Genomic DNA, 13,888 nt, shown 5'->3' with positions numbered 1-13,888 from the left:
GCTAGGAGAGCTTGATGCCAAACATTTACAATGATGTTCCTTCATCAATACCCAATGAAATATTCAATGACCTGATTGCCAACGACAACATTCGAATCGAGAGAATACTCTCATATGGTCACAGTTCACCAGACGAGGGTTGGTATGATCAAGATGAGAATGAATGGGTAATGGTGATCGATGGGCAAGGGGTGATTGAGTTTGAAGATGGTCGCATTGTTACCTTGTCTAAAGGGGATTATCTCAATATTTCCGCAGGTGAAAAGCACAAGGTTATTGGTACAGATAAAGATACGGTGACGATCTGGCTCGCTGTGTTTTATCGTTGATATCTTGCTCTAAAGCTGAGGCTGTTAGGTTATAAAGCTTGCTGATTCAGCTGTTTATTTGCACCTCAGAAAGGACTTAAGACAAAAAGGAGTATGTTGTGGTTAGAATTCGAAACTATCAAGCGAGTGATGACAAAGCACTGTGGGAGATCTTCTTTCATACCGTACGTAACGTGAATGTTCGAGATTATTCTCAACAGCAAGTCGAAGCTTGGGCACCCAGTAGCTTTGACTTTGCGTTATGGCAAAAGCGTATGAATGGGTTACAACCCTTTGTGGCTGAGCTCGATGGCTGCGTTGTTGGCTATACTGACCTGCAACCTAACGGCTTGATTGATCACTTTTTCTGTCACCACGAATATCAAGGGAAGGGTGTCGGGAAAGCGTTGATGGAACATGTTTTCACTGTGGGTCGAGTTCGTGGCGTATCGAGATATTTCTCTGAAGTAAGTATTACCGCAAGGCCTTTTTATGAGCACCTTGGCTTTAAGGTAGTAAATGAACAGGAAGTCGAAATGCGTGGCGTAAAGCTGACCAATTACGTGATGGAAAAGATAGTTGAAGATGGACAAGGCAGCTGAATAGGCGGACTCGTGTTCTTAGGGATACAGAAACCGAGTTTGAAATATTAATGAACCTTATTAAGGATAACTTTTCCTGATCTATTGATATTGTCGATGAGTTCAAGTTGTGTGCAAGATAATTTGTCTAATCTAAACATTGAATGAATACAAGGAGTGTTGTTCATGAGTCATGTGAGTAGAACTAAACTATATACATTGGTGTCGATGTTGTCCTTCGCTGTTGGCCTTCTTGTCTTAGATGCTGGGGTGTCGGGGTTATTTCCTCTCTTTGTTGTCGTCATCTCATTTTTTTCATTCGTCATTAACTCGTTTCTTTGTTTGTTCGGAGGTAAACGCGAAGATGGCTTTGATGCCTATCAAAAAGCAAATCAGACTCGGTCTGAAGCACTGGTCAAAGGCTTAGAAGACTCGAGCAAATAAACCTATGCCTTCAGGCGAACGGTAATCTCATTTTTGATACAGTTTTCACCTGTTTTTGGTTCTCTTCTTCAAGAAAAATCATCACTTTAGAGATAATATCCACTTCAACTAATTTCAGTGAAGGAAGAAAAGTGGGTATTGAAGCTTTAGCGTTTGTGATGGACGCATTAATCACCGCATGTTGTATGTATATCGCCTCTAAAATGTCATTCGTGGTCGCAGATTTTAAATCCCTTCTTACTATTGCTGTAATTGTTGCTCTGGTGTCATTGATTCCGACAGTGGGCTGGGTGTTAGGGTTGATTCTGTTTGTGTTCTTACTCGGGAAAGCGACGCACTCTAGTATTGGTGACTGCATCTGGGTAGTGGTCTTCACGAAGGTGGTATCGATGGCGGCCTTTCTGATATTCGGGCGCTTGTTTATGTAATCCGGGTTCTTGCTTATATAAAGGCAGGTTCGGCTAGTTTGATACCGATCTTAACTTGGTATTTAAACGTCAAAAGGGTGTGAGCCTGTCACACCCTCTAAGAACCTTTGATTTGTGTTCATCTTTATTATTTAGGCAGTAATACAGCATCAATCACATGGATAACACCATTGCTTGCTTCAACATCTGCCATCACGACCTGCGCTTTGTTGACCATCACGTTGCCGTGATCAATTCCTACCATTACCGCTTCGCCTTGCACTGTTACGGCACTATCAAGTTTCATCACTTCAGACGCCATTATTTTCCCTGGCACCACATGATAGGTCAGTACTGCAATCAGCTTGTCTTTGTTTTCTGGCTTCAACAGCATATCAACCGTTCCTTCTGGTAGCGCAGCGAACGCTTCATCCGTTGGCGCAAACACTGTGAAGGGACCGTCACCTTTCAATGTTTCAACTAAGCCTGCCGCTTTTACCGCTGCTACCAAGGTGTTGAAAGAGCCGTTTTCAGCCGCCACGTCAACGATATCTTTCTTCATTCCGTGGTGATCAGCGTGAGCAAAAGCCGTAAAAAGAAGCGTCGCAACTAGCACTGACATGGTTTTGATTAATTTATTAAACATATTGTCTTCCTTTGAGTTTTGTCCGTTATTTTCGAGAGGTATTACGAAAGCCCAATCGTGATAGATCAATTTGTTGTGTCTTTGAGTGAATGGTTAGCGATATCGACAGCGTCAAGCGAATAAACTTATATTGTTAAATGCTTGTTATAATTCCATTTTGATGCTTATAGTTATTTGATGCTTATAGTTATTTGATGCTTATAGTTATTTGGTGATTATTCAAGTAATGGATGTGAATATGAGGTTTGTTTTACGAGTAGTCTTTTCTGCATTGGCTTCAATGCCTGCATACAGTGGCCTTGCTCCAAGTGAAGGCTTCAGCGGTAACTTCAGTGTATTGGCCGGTTTCTACTCTGACAGTAGTAATTTGAGTACTGAACAAGATTCGAATCAAGCCACCAACACCCAGGAAGGGGAGAGTGAAAACCAAGGGCTACTCGGCTTTTTGGGTACTGTTCAATATACTTTTGGCGAATCGCTGACTCACCAAGTGTATGCGGGTACGACACGAGAGGATATTGCAACAGGTACCATTGCGTTTGAGATCGGTTATCGATATCAACTTTCTGGTGGCACCATATTGGATTTTTCTGTTCTTCCTACGCTTATCTCGGGCAAGGCTTGGACGGATCCGTATGCTGTTGGCGTTAATCGAAATGAAACGGATGTCAAAGGTAATGTAGGACGACTGCAGCTCACTAATATCGGTGGAACTGGTTTTCGAACGGATCTCGCATTTGGGCAATCTGATGTTGATGAAGAGCTATCTGGTAGCCAAGGCTTATCTCCGGAAGATGCTGTGCTGCTGGATAGGGAAAGAACCTATGTGTACGCCAAAGCAGGATACCGCTTTATCTTACCAAACCACGCAGGTCTATTTGTTCCTTCAATGGTGTATTTCCACTCAGACGCAGAAGGAGGAGCACTCAGCTTCGATAGTTATGGTATTGAATTAAACTACGCGAAGAGAATCGGTCGTCATGGTTTTGTTGTCACCCTAGATGCAAGTGATCGTGAATATGATGAGTCGAATCCAATTTACGGGCAAGTACGTGAAGAGAATGAATTCGGTGCATTCTTAGCTTATGAGTTTGGTGGTTTGATGGGCTATAAAGATTGGGCGTTCATTACTTTACTGGGTTTAAGAAGCATAGATTCTAATATCGATTTCTATAACTCCGAGCAAGTATTAGCGAGTGTGGGTGTGGATTATAAATTCTGATATTCACATTATTTTAAAAATACTCATCAAAGCAGAAGTTTAAGTTCAGTCTTACTATTTGTTTAATTATTTCGGGCACTTACACCTTTAAAGGTTGTAGGTGCCCGTTGCTATCCGTAATATGAAACTTAGCTTATGGATAGAAATAATAGGATAAGGAAGCGCTTTGGAAATACAAATTAGACATTTAGAAGCAACGGATAGCCAAGATATTTTCGATATTTATCGCCGCCCTTCAGTTTCAGAAAACACCTCACAAAAGCCTTATCTTAGTTCTGAACAAGTGGAGCGACTGTTTGGTCATTCAGACCATTTCACTCTGGTTGCGGAAGTCTCCGGCAAAGTAGTGGGTCACATTACTTTATTCATGACCACCAAGGTAAGAGACAGGCACTGCGCTGGTCTTGGTATTGCTATTCACCTAGATATGCATGGTAAAGGTGTCGGTAAGGCGTTAATGCAAGAAGCGATCAATCAGGCGGATAACTGGCTTAATCTCGTGCGTCTTGAGTTAGAGGTTCATGCCGATAACCACGCCGCTATTGCTTTGTATGAACGTGTAGGCTTTCAGTTAGAAGGCACAAAAAGACTCAGTACGTTCAAAGCGGGTAAGTACATCGATATGTTGCTGATGTCGAGAATACGACCAGATTACCGTTGAGAACGAACCAAACAGGTTCCTACTTTAGAAATCGGTTAATGAGCAATTGATTAGTGAAATTCCCATTAAACTCTGTATAGTAGCAACCGTTTGCTTCGTATAACCCCAATGATATGGTTTGGGGGTCTCTACCAGCTCCCGCAAAGTGCTGATTACGAAGGGTTTAGATCACAATTGTGTTCTTACTCTTTGTAATGGCGTTCAAGAAAACCTCCTGTCTATTATTCAGAGTAAGTGCACACCTAAAATCCATAGTAGGTGAAATATGAACGCATTTATTCAAGGGCTCCCAAAAGTAGAGTTGCATTTACACATTGAAGGTTCGCTCGAACCTGAGTTACTTTTCCAGCTTGCTCAACGCAATGGCATTGAGCTGCCTTATTCATCCCCAGAGCAACTAAGACGCGCATACGAATTTGATGATTTACAGTCATTTCTGGATATCTATTATCAAGGTGCTGATGCACTGCGCACAGAACAGGATTTCTACGACTTAACATGGGCTTATCTAGAACGCTGTAAAGCCGACAATGTTATCCATACTGAGATTTTCTTTGATCCTCAGACACATACCGATCGTGGCATTGCATTAGACACCGCTATTAACGGCATTCATCGTGCGCTTGAACAGGGTCATAAAGAGTTGGGCATTACCTCTCAAATCATCGCATGTTTTCTGCGCCATTTATCTGAAGAGAGCGCCATTCAAACGTTCGCAGAGGTATTGAAGCATCAAGATAAGATCGTCGGGGTTGGACTGGACTCTTCTGAATTAGGACACCCACCAGAGAAGTTCAAGCGTGTATTCCAACAAGCAAAACAAGCGGGCTTCTTGACGGTGGCGCATGCAGGAGAAGAAGGGCCGGCTCAAAACATTGTCGATGCGATTGAAATGCTCAGCGTGAGTCGAGTGGATCATGGTGTCCAGTGCATGACAGACGAAGCTCTAATCGAAGAGCTGATTGAAACCAAAATGCCACTGACGGTGTGCCCACTGTCGAATATTAAATTGCGTGTATTCGATGTGATGGAAGACCACAACATTGTCGAACTGCTCAGAAAGGGTGTGGCTGTAACGATTAACTCGGATGACCCTGCTTATTTTGGTGGTTACATGTCGGATAACTTTAATGCGGTGAGCCAAGCTCATGAGATGACGCATCAGGAGTTAGCGCAGTTTAGTTTGAATGCGATAGACGCGAGCTTTATTGAAGCGCCATTGAAGCAGCAATATCGAGAGCTTGTTCAAGGTTACTTAGCTAAAGCTGGTTCTGACCAGAATTTCTAGCGGCTGTGCCCATTTACTAGCAGCTGAGTATAAAGCGCTAGGATGGCCAACTAAAGTGGATGGTAAAGTGTTATCGACTGAGTCTGCTTAATCTCTATAAGCCTAAATCATCTAGATGAAGACAAAAAAGAAGCTGGCAGTTTGCCAGCTTCTTTCATTTTTAAATTAAGCTCATTGAGCTACTTGTTCACGTAGTCTTTGAATTTCTGCTTGGTTTCAGCATCCGCTTTTTCGTACCAGAAATAGAGCATCTCTTCAGCTGTATTTGCTGCATTTCCGTCAATCTTTGCTGGAAGCGTTACCGGTTGTGCGACAGCAGCTGCTACGCCCGCGCTAGCACCTACTGTAAGTGCAGCGATGCCGCCTTTCTGGTTGTACTCCTTCGCTTCTTGTGGGTACTTACGACCAATCTGCATGCCATCTTTGATAAGTTTGTCTTGCTTAACACTGATTGCATTTTGGTTTTTATCAACCAGTTTCCAATCTAAGTTTTGAAGGCCTTTTTTCGCTTCGTTGGTGTTACGGAACTTAGGCATGTCAAACGTCAATGCTGTGTCTGTCGCATCAAAAGTAGCAATAATGGTATCGCTATCGACAAACTCTCGGTCGTTACCTTGGCTGAAAGCCAGTTGATATTTGAAAACGATTTGGTTTACGCCATCTGGAACGGTGATCGTTTTGCTCGAAGAGAAGAAACCACCGTCGAGTTCAGGTTTAGCCTCATTAACAGCTAAGACTTCGACTAAAGCATCTGCGCTAGAAGGAACTTCAATTGTTACGTCAGCTAACACTTGTGGCGCTGCGATAATTGTCGAAAGCAGCGCAATGGATTTTAATGTTTTCATAATCATACAGTTGTTTATGGGCAGTTGAACTACAATCGCATGGTAAGAACTCCAATTCAAGTCATGTCATAAGGATTTGAAAAAATTTGCGAAATCTTAACGCAACGGTCATATATTAAGGTTCACATTGACTAGTGTGAGTTTTTATTTTTGAAAAATGAGAGGGTAGGTTGGGTGTGAATTGTACTAGTTGGCGGTTCGCGTCTTATGTTATTTGTATTGGATACTAAAAAGCCGCGGTCACTGCATTCAGTCACCACGGCTTCGTTATTACATTTTTAATCTAGAGTAGCTTATTTAGCTTGTGCTGCGGCTGCTTCTAGTTGCTTAAGTTTACCTTGAAGCATGTATGCATTCTGGTTGAAGTTACCTGGGTTCAGTACTTGGCTATTCTGCATAGGGTAATCTGGTAGCGTCGTCATAAACTCTTGAACCTGATTTCCTACTGGAACGAATAACCACATGTTGTCTGCCATCCAGCGCAGGTACATACCAGACTCGTGCGGTGCTTTCTCGAATGGGTCAGCACGTAGGTGAACAACTTGAGGCCAGTTTGGTTGGAAACGAACTGCATCCACAATGTTACCATCCATCACAGCAAACGAAATCTTGAAGTCATTCCAACGTACTGCGTTTAGCTCAGCGTTAGCAGAGAAGTAAAGCATGCTGTCACGAGGGCCTTTCTCTTCTTTACCTTGGAAGTAAGGCAGGAAGTTGTAACCATCTAGGTGTACGCGCCAGTTTTTACCGTTGTAAGTTGCACCTTTGTCAGATGCTAGCTTCTCAACCACTTTATCATCACCAGCGGCTGCTAGTAGAGTAGGAATCCAGTCTTGGTGGCCCATGATATCGTTGATTTTAGTTCCAGGTTTGATAGTCCCAGGCCAGCGAACTAGCTGAGGCACACGCATACCACCTTCGTAAGTTGTACCTTTCTCACCGTGGAAGTAAGTTGCGCCGCCATCAGGCCAAGAAACCGTTTCAGCACCGTTATCGGTAGAGTAAATTACGATAGTGTTGTCAGCGATTTTTAGTTCATCCAGCTTGTCTAGAAGCACACCAACATGGTCATCATGCTCTAACATACCATCAGCATAAATACTGATACCTGATTTACCTTGGTATTTCTCTTGTAGGCGAGTCCACACGTGCATACGAGTGGTGTTGTGCCAGATGAAGAATGGTTTGTCAGCTTTTACCGCTTTTTCCATGAATGCTAGAGATTCTTCTAGGAACTCTTCATCCGCATGCTCCATACGCTTACGCGTCATTGGGCCAGTATCTTCAATCTTACCGTCAGCAGTAGACTTGATTACACCACGAGGGCCGTAGTTCTTACGGAACTCTGGGTCTTTAGGGTAGTAATATGTTTCTGGCTCTTCTTCGGCGTTTAGGTGGTACAGGTTACCGAAGAACTGGTCAAAACCGTGGTTCGTTGGAAGGTGTTTGTCTTGGTCACCCATATGATTCTTACCGAACTGAGCTGTCATGTAGCCTTGTTCTTTAAGAAGGTCTGCGATCGTTGGAGCCCAATCAGGGATACCGTGGTCCGAACCTGGCATGCCGATAGTCAATAGACCAGTACGGAAAGGTTCTTGACCTGTTAGGAATGCAGCACGACCAGCAGTACACGATTGTTGACCGTAGTGGTCAGTAAATAGTGCGCCTTCGTTAGCAATACGGTCGATGTTAGGTGTTTCGTAACCCATCATACCGTTGTTGTATGCACTGATGTTGAATACACCAATGTCATCACCCCAGATAGCAAGAATGTTTGGTTTTTCTGCTGCTGTTGCCGCTGAAGAAGCTGCTAATAAGCCAACACCTAATGCTAGTTTATTAATTTTAGTACCCATAAGGACTCCGATTCACTTTTAAGATTAATGCGTTAGAACAACGCATCGATGAGCAAATGTTATTCTCAAAATTCCGTTACGTCCTTTTATAGTGCTTATAACCAATCGTTATGATGCTTAGGTAACCTATTGATTAATATCAGCTCCAGTGGGTACGTAGAATAAAGCCTTAGTTTGTATGTGTGATCCTTATCATGTTTGTTGGCGTAAACCTTATCGATGATTCCTGTATCCGTATCTCAATAAAAATGACAAAAAGATTAATAGCTTAGGGAATCTCGCGCATGTGTAAAAAATGGACTATACGTTGTAGGGCAGGATGCAAATAACTTACGAAGAGGTTTCTATGACAGCGAAATATGGCGCTAAACGTCGATTAGCGATTTTGGGTACAGCGATGATGGCCGCGTCCAGCGCCACTTTTGCGGCTGAAAAGCCAAATATATTGGTTATTTGGGGGGACGATATTGGTCAATCCAATGTGAGTGCATACACCTTCGGTCTCATGGGTTACAAAACCCCGAATATTGATAGCATCGCGAAAGAAGGGATGATGTTTACGGACTATTACGCAGAGCAATCTTGTACTGCGGGTCGCTCTACCTTTATCACGGGACAAAGTGTGTTACGAACGGGTTTGAGTAAAGTAGGTTTGCCGGGCGCAGACATTGGCTTACAAGCAGAAGACGCGACAATCGCAGAAATGCTGAAACCTATGGGTTACATGACAGGTCAATTTGGTAAAAACCACCTTGGCGATAAAGATGAATTCCTTCCAACAGCACACGGGTTTGACGAATTTTTTGGCAACCTTTACCACCTAAATGCTGAAGAAGAACCAGAGAATGAAGATTACCCAACCGATCCTGAGTTTCGTAAGAAATTTGGTCCTCGTGGTGTCATTAAGTCATTCGCTGATGGCAAGATTGAAGATACCGGTCCACTGACGCGTAAGCGTATGGAAACGGTTGATGAAGAAACACTAGACGCGGCACTTGATTTTATGGATCGCGCAGTGAAAGCGGACAAACCATTCTTCGTGTGGTGGAACGCGACACGTATGCACTTTAGAACGCACGTGAAAGCCGACAGTAAAGGCGTAACCGGTGTCGGTAACTACGCTGATGGTATGGTTGAGCACGATCGACACGTTGGGCAACTATTGAAGCAAGTGGATGAGTTGGGTATCAAAGACAACACGATTGTTTTCTACTCAACGGATAACGGCCCTCACATGAACTCTTGGCCTGATGCGGGTACAACCCCGTTCCGTGGTGAGAAAAACACCAACTGGGAAGGCGCATACCGTGTACCAGCAATGGTTCGTTGGCCTGGTAAGATTGAACCAGGAACCGTATCTAACGAAATCATGCACCATATGGACTGGATGCCAACCTTCGTTGCCGCCGCTGGTGATGACCAAATCAAAGAGAAACTACTCAAAGGTCATACTGCCGGTGATAAAACGTTTAAGGTTCACTTAGATGGTTACAACTTCCTTCCTTACCTAACGGGTGAAGAAGAGAAAGGCCGTCGTTCGGAGATCTTCTACTTTACCGATGATGGTGATTTAGCGGCGCTTCGTTACAACCAATGGAAAGCGGTGTTCATGGAGCAGCGTGCGACGGGTACCATGCAAATTTGGGCTGAACCGTTCGTGACGTTACGTCTTCCTAAGCTGTTTAACCTGCGTATGGACCCATACGAAAACGCAGACATTACATCGAATACATACTACGATTGGTTGTTAGACCATGCTTATATGTTCGTTCCAGCACAAGCGTATGTGGGCAAGTTCCTAGAAACCTTTGCTGAATATCCGCCACGTCAAAAAGCTGCGAGTTTTAGCTTGGATCAGGTAATGGAAAAACTGCAGGAATCTCATAACAAGTAAGTGATTGTTTGAGTGAAACTGAACAGATTGAAGAGCTCTTAGGAGCTCTTTTTTTATGCGCATATCGATGAGTAAATCCCGGTCGTGAATACGAATCACAACAATCGAGCTCATTGCCACTAAATAATTGTAAATTCGTTGTTTTTACGTCTACCTTATTAAGCATAAGGATGTATAAAAACAAGGAATGTTATGTCTGCATGGTTGTGCTCACTGGTAAACGGATTGAAACACCAGCGAGTCGCAGTATTATCCGCAATCTTGTCTTCACTGATGTTGTCGCTGTTCAGTCTGAACGCCTATGCCAACGAGCAAGATCCTAATATCAACTCTGATATTTCAAAGGCCAACTCTGTAGCGTCACCCGTTAGCTCTGACGCTTTACCTATCGGTTCTAAAGCCAGCTATGTCGGTTCGGAAGCATGTGTTGATTGTCATAGTGAAGAAGTCGCAGCGTGGGAGGGCTCTCATCATGATATGGCGATGAAGCACGCTACAGACGAATCTGTATTAGGCGATTTCAACGATCAAACATTCACTCATGACGGTAAACCCAACCGATTTTTCCGCAAGGGCGAAGAGTTCTGGGTCAATATTGAAGGGCAAGACGGCCACTTTAAAGATTACAAAATCAGCTATACCTTTGCCTTTGAACCACTACAACAATACATGGTTGAATTTGAAGACGGCCGTGTACAGTTGATTCCTTTCGCTTGGGATTCTCGCACTGAGGGCGAAGGCGGTCAACGCTGGTTTCACCTCTATCCTGATACCACCAACACCGATGAATTCTACTGGACCAATAGCGGTCAAAACTGGAACTTCATGTGTGCTGATTGCCATTCAACGAACCTAGAGAAAAGCTACGACAGCGCGAGCAACACTTATAATACTACTTGGTCGGAGATTAATGTCGGTTGTGAAGCGTGTCATGGCCCTGCAAGCGAGCACGTTGAACAGGCCTTGTTAGCAAATAAACAGAAAGCAAAAGCTAACGGTGGAAAGGATGCTCCAGTCTCGGCGCATTATGGTTTTGACCGCGACTTGTCGAAGTCGGTCAAAGAGTGGATCTATCAAGAGGGTAATTCAACCCTGCAACCAAAAGACATCATCCATACCAATCAAGTTCAAACCTGTGCTCAATGCCACAGCCGTCGTACTCAGTTAAATGAAACGGGTGATCACGTTAACGGGTCTTTCTTTGATAAGTATCGCTTGAGCTTGATTACCCCAGAGCTTTACCACAACGATGGTCAAATCTACGATGAAGATTACGTTTACGGATCTTTCCTTCAATCCGTGATGGCTGAAAAAGGCGTCACATGTACTAACTGCCACGATCCTCATACCGCTGAACTAAAAATTGCGGAAGAAGCCGTGTGTAGCCAATGTCATATTGCATCAGAATACACGCCTGAAAAGCACACATTCCACGAAGCGAATACTGAAGCTTCACAATGCACGACTTGTCACATGCCAGAGACGACTTACATGGAGGTCGACCCAAGGCGTGACCACAGTTGGCATATCCCACGTCCTGATATTAGCCAACACATTAAAACGCCGAACGTGTGCACTAGCTGTCATGCAGATCAAACCGACCAGTGGGCAGATAAGCAAATCGGTGAGTGGTTCCCAGATTCTAAGTATCGTAATCAGCAGCACTTTGCCGTTGCCTTTTATGCTGACTCGATAGGGCACAGAGGTGCAGAGGATGCGTTGGCATACTCGGCTCAGGACTCTAGCTTAAGCAATATCATTCGTGCATCGAGCTTAGAACGTTTGGGCGGTAATACGGGTAAGAATACGCTTATTTCGCTGGCAAGAGCGGTGAAACATGATGATGAAATGATCCGTTTGGGTGTGGTACAAGGCTCGTCTGGTTTCCCATTCACTGACCGTTGGCAAATTCTAGAGCCGCTACTGAAAGACCCTGTATTGTCGATTCGTTCAGAAACCGCAGGCGCATTAGTGCGTTATTGGGGAGAAATGAACCCTCTGCAGAAAGACCAAATCAAGCCTGCATTAGAAGAGTACATTGAAATACAGCAATTTAATGCCGACAGAGGATTTGGACGTACTAACCTAGGCAACGTTTACCGAGATTTAGGCCAGCACGACAAAGCGATTGAGTTTTATCTAGGCGCTATCGAGATTGAGCCTTATTTCGAAAACAGCTACGCCAATTTAGCGGATTTGTATCGAGCGCAAGGTAACGAGGCAAAAGCGTTGTCGACCTTGAAGCAAGGTATTGAAGCTCAGCCTAAATCGAGTGTTTTGCCATACAGCACAGGATTGTCTCTGCTTCGTGTGAAAGATTACGAACAAGCAACGGACTACCTTAAACAAGCCGCTGAAACTGCGCAAACCGACCCTCAATATTGGTATGTGTACGGATTGGCTTTGGAAAAATCGGATGTGCTTGCGGCAAGTCAATCACTGCATAAGGCTTACCAATTTAGCCGCAACCCACAGCACCTGTATGCCCAGTGTGAAGTGTTGGCGCGAAACAGTCATATACCGGGCGTACCAAAGGCGTTTGAGCAATGTATTTCATCATTGAGCAAAGTGGCACCGCCGGAAGCCATTAACCAATTGAAAGCTAGGTTTAAATAAAGCGATGAGGTGAGCTTGGCTATCGAGCTTGCTGCTTATTCCGCTTGTAACCAATTATCGCGTTTATAACTAATAGTTATGGAGCTTGTGAGTAGGATGTACGCAGCCAGATTGAATTAAGGGAAGACCTATGAACCATGCGCAACAAGCAATAAACCAACTGATTGAACAAACAGAGAAAAGTGTTATCGGTCAGAGCCACGTCGTTCGGGCTCTGGTGATAGGGTTATTGACTAATGGCCATGTGCTTTTAGAGGGACTTCCCGGTACAGCGAAAACTCGCTCAGTAAAATCGCTGGCGAATCTACTGAACACCAGTTTTGGTCGAATTCAATTTACGCCAGACCTGCTGCCATCTGATGTGACGGGCACGGAGGTGTATCAAGAGCTTGATGGGAAGCCTCAGTTGCACTTTCAACCGGGTCCTATTTTCAACAGTATTGTTTTAGCCGATGAAGTGAACCGTGCTCCTGCAAAGGTGCAAGCGGCTCTGCTTGAAGCGATGGCGGAAGGGACGATTACGGTGGGTGGTCAAACTCACATCCTGCCAGATTTGTTCATGGTGCTAGCCACACAAAACCCAGTTGAGCAAGAAGGTACGTATCCACTGCCTGAAGCACAAATGGACCGTTTCATTATGAAAGTGACAGTCGACTATCCAGAAGATGAAGCTGAACGCGACATCATTCGACTTGTGCGCAGTGAGGAACTCGGTAGCGAGACCAGTTCAGAATTAGTCACGCCACAACATATTGAACCTGAGTTGGTACTTGAAGCTCGGCGCCAACTTCCAGACATTGCCGTTTCTGATTTAGTTGAGAACTACATTGTGGCCTTGGTGATGGCAACTCGTAAGCCAGAGCGTTACCCAGAATCAAACTTGTCTAAATGGATTGAGATTGGTTCAAGTCCGCGTGCTTCCATCGCGTTGGATAAATGTGCTCGCGCTTATGCATGGTTGCAAGGACGTGACCATGTCACGTTGGACGATGTGCGTGCCATGTTACCAACCGTATTAGGTCACCGATTCTCGTTGTCTTACGACGCATTGGCCGATGGTGTTGACCATCAAAGAGTGGTTGAAGAACTGCTCGATAATGTTGAGATTGGATAACTAGGG

13 protein-coding genes and 1 riboswitch are annotated in these 13,888 nt (G+C 44.3%); of the genes, 10 read left to right on the top strand and 3 right to left on the bottom strand.

The features are described 5' to 3' along the window. Positions 1-14 precede the first annotated feature (14 nt). The 4 genes from A136_RS04890 to A136_RS04875 all read left to right on the top strand — a co-directional run bounded on the left by A136_RS04890 (position 15) and on the right by A136_RS04875 (position 1,761). Positions 15-329: a cupin domain-containing protein gene (locus tag A136_RS04890; protein WP_017064713.1), complete on the top strand. Its 315-nt coding sequence runs from the start codon at positions 15-17 to the stop codon at positions 327-329. A 98-nt stretch (positions 330-427) separates the two neighbouring features. Further along, positions 428-910, top strand: a complete 483-nt coding sequence (locus A136_RS04885; protein ID WP_017064712.1) for a GNAT family N-acetyltransferase — start codon at positions 428-430, stop codon at positions 908-910. A gap of 165 nt (positions 911-1,075) precedes the next feature. Further along, the gene (locus tag A136_RS04880; RefSeq protein WP_017064711.1) at positions 1,076-1,333 is read left to right on the top strand and encodes a hypothetical protein; all 258 of its coding nucleotides are present in this window, start codon (positions 1,076-1,078) and stop codon (positions 1,331-1,333) included. Positions 1,334-1,464: 131 nt separating this feature from the next. Next, positions 1,465-1,761, top strand: a complete 297-nt coding sequence (locus A136_RS04875) for a hypothetical protein (RefSeq protein ID WP_017064710.1) — start codon at positions 1,465-1,467, stop codon at positions 1,759-1,761. Positions 1,762-1,888: 127 nt separating this feature from the next. Here A136_RS04875 and A136_RS04870 read toward each other — a convergent pair whose 3' ends face one another. Then, positions 1,889-2,386, bottom strand: a complete 498-nt coding sequence (locus A136_RS04870; RefSeq protein WP_017064709.1) for a fasciclin domain-containing protein — start codon at positions 2,384-2,386, stop codon at positions 1,889-1,891. Positions 2,387-2,624: 238 nt separating this feature from the next. Between A136_RS04870 and A136_RS04865 the strand changes: the two genes are divergently transcribed. The 3 genes from A136_RS04865 (at position 2,625) to A136_RS04855 (ending at position 5,557) form a co-directional block, all read left to right on the top strand. Further along, positions 2,625-3,608: a DUF2860 family protein gene (locus A136_RS04865; protein ID WP_017064708.1), complete on the top strand. Its 984-nt coding sequence runs from the start codon at positions 2,625-2,627 to the stop codon at positions 3,606-3,608. 166 nt (positions 3,609-3,774) lie between these two features. After that, entirely contained in the window at positions 3,775-4,269 is a 495-nt protein-coding gene (locus tag A136_RS04860) for a GNAT family N-acetyltransferase (RefSeq protein ID WP_017064707.1), read from the top strand. A gap of 75 nt (positions 4,270-4,344) precedes the next feature. Next, positions 4,345-4,444: riboswitch (purine riboswitch) on the top strand. 90 nt (positions 4,445-4,534) lie between these two features. Beyond that, entirely contained in the window at positions 4,535-5,557 is a 1,023-nt protein-coding gene (locus A136_RS04855; RefSeq protein ID WP_017064706.1) for an adenosine deaminase, read from the top strand. 179 nt (positions 5,558-5,736) lie between these two features. Here A136_RS04855 and A136_RS04850 read toward each other — a convergent pair whose 3' ends face one another. Both A136_RS04850 and A136_RS04845 read right to left on the bottom strand, forming a co-directional pair. Beyond that, positions 5,737-6,402 carry a DUF2057 family protein gene (locus A136_RS04850; RefSeq protein WP_017064705.1) on the bottom strand — a complete coding sequence of 222 codons (666 nt, stop codon included), beginning with the start codon at positions 6,400-6,402 and terminating at the stop codon, positions 5,737-5,739. A 293-nt stretch (positions 6,403-6,695) separates the two neighbouring features. Continuing rightward, complete coding sequence (locus A136_RS04845) at positions 6,696-8,258, bottom strand: arylsulfatase (RefSeq protein ID WP_017064704.1); 1,563 nt, start codon at positions 8,256-8,258, stop codon at positions 6,696-6,698. 346 nt (positions 8,259-8,604) lie between these two features. Between A136_RS04845 and A136_RS04840 the strand changes: the two genes are divergently transcribed. The 3 genes from A136_RS04840 (at position 8,605) to A136_RS04830 (ending at position 13,882) form a co-directional block, all read left to right on the top strand. Continuing rightward, positions 8,605-10,152: an arylsulfatase gene (locus tag A136_RS04840; protein ID WP_017060009.1), complete on the top strand. Its 1,548-nt coding sequence runs from the start codon at positions 8,605-8,607 to the stop codon at positions 10,150-10,152. A 192-nt stretch (positions 10,153-10,344) separates the two neighbouring features. Beyond that, positions 10,345-12,768: a tetratricopeptide repeat protein gene (locus tag A136_RS04835; RefSeq protein ID WP_017064703.1), complete on the top strand. Its 2,424-nt coding sequence runs from the start codon at positions 10,345-10,347 to the stop codon at positions 12,766-12,768. Between the two features lie 130 nt (positions 12,769-12,898). Continuing rightward, positions 12,899-13,882 carry an AAA family ATPase gene (locus tag A136_RS04830; RefSeq protein ID WP_017060007.1) on the top strand — a complete coding sequence of 328 codons (984 nt, stop codon included), beginning with the start codon at positions 12,899-12,901 and terminating at the stop codon, positions 13,880-13,882. Positions 13,883-13,888 lie beyond the last annotated feature (6 nt).

Origin of the sequence: Vibrio crassostreae 9ZC13 (assembly GCF_000272045.2) — a bacterium.
Lineage (GTDB): Bacteria > Pseudomonadota > Gammaproteobacteria > Enterobacterales > Vibrionaceae > Vibrio > Vibrio crassostreae_C.
Note: the sequence above shows the minus strand (reverse complement) of the source record. Positions and strands in the feature narration are given on the sequence as shown.